The organism is Castellaniella caeni NBRC 101664 (genome assembly GCF_001592225.1).
Taxonomy (GTDB): Bacteria; Pseudomonadota; Gammaproteobacteria; order Burkholderiales; family Burkholderiaceae_B; genus Castellaniella; species Castellaniella caeni.
The window spans coordinates 1-761 of record NZ_BCWN01000055.1 but is presented as its reverse complement, the minus strand read 5'-3'; the positions used below and the strand labels follow the sequence as shown (position 1 = coordinate 761).

Genomic DNA, 761 nt, shown 5'->3' with positions numbered 1-761 from the left:
TTCCCAATCTGACCGCGAACAAAGACAGACATCATACTTGTCGTATCTACGATCAAACCATGTAGAAAAAGCCACTGGCTTGCGCCAGCGGCTTTTTCCACATTCCACCGCCTTCTGTATCAAGTCGCGAGCTCCGCGACGGATGATGCCCTCCAGGATCGGCCCGTCGGCCAGTTGCCCGAGCGATCCTGCTCACGTATTGACGAAGTACTTTCTCAGTATATACTGAGAAAGTACTTATTGGAGGGCTTTACATGAGCACAAAAGCTGTCTTCACGATGAAGCTAGAACCAGAATTACGCGACGAATTCATGGCAGCCACCATAGAAGATGACCGGCCTGCATCCCAGGTCGTGCGTGAATTGATGCGCGGGTATCTCGATCAACGCCGCAGATCTCGCGAGTACGACGAATACCTGCACCAGAAGGTGGAAGCCGCCCGTCTCTCGATGCGGAGAGGGCTGGGTCAATCAAACGAAAATGTCGAAGCCGTCTTCGCAGCCAAGCGTCAACAGGCCTTAACGGGACAAAAATGAAAGTCATTTGGACGCCAGACGCGGAACAAGATCGCGCTGACATCTGGGACTACATCGCCGCTGACAACCCCCTGGCTGCCGTCGGCATGGATGATCTTTTTAGTGTCGCAGCGGGCCGATTGGCCACCTATCCCAAGCTGGGCAAAGAGGGGCTGGTTCCGGGAACACGCGAACTGATACCCCATGAAAGCTATAGGCTGGTGTACGAAATCGATGGGGACGCAA

The 761-nt window shown here is 54.0% G+C and carries 2 protein-coding genes; both read left to right on the top strand.

Going from position 1 to position 761, the window contains the following annotated elements; all coding sequences use genetic code 11:
* Positions 1-254 precede the first annotated feature (254 nt).
* Positions 255-536: an antitoxin of toxin-antitoxin stability system gene (locus CCA01S_RS15065; protein WP_066459955.1), complete on the top strand. Its 282-nt coding sequence runs from the start codon at positions 255-257 to the stop codon at positions 534-536.
* Positions 533-761, top strand: a 229-nt coding sequence (locus CCA01S_RS15060; protein ID WP_066459953.1) for a type II toxin-antitoxin system RelE/ParE family toxin, incomplete at its 3' end; no start/stop codon positions are given. The genes CCA01S_RS15065 and CCA01S_RS15060, both read left to right, overlap by 4 nt.

Coding starts and splice junctions, on each gene's coding strand:
- CCA01S_RS15065 (WP_066459955.1), top strand. CDS start 255: ATGAGCACAAAAGCTGTCTTCACGATGAAGCTAGAACCAGAATTACGC.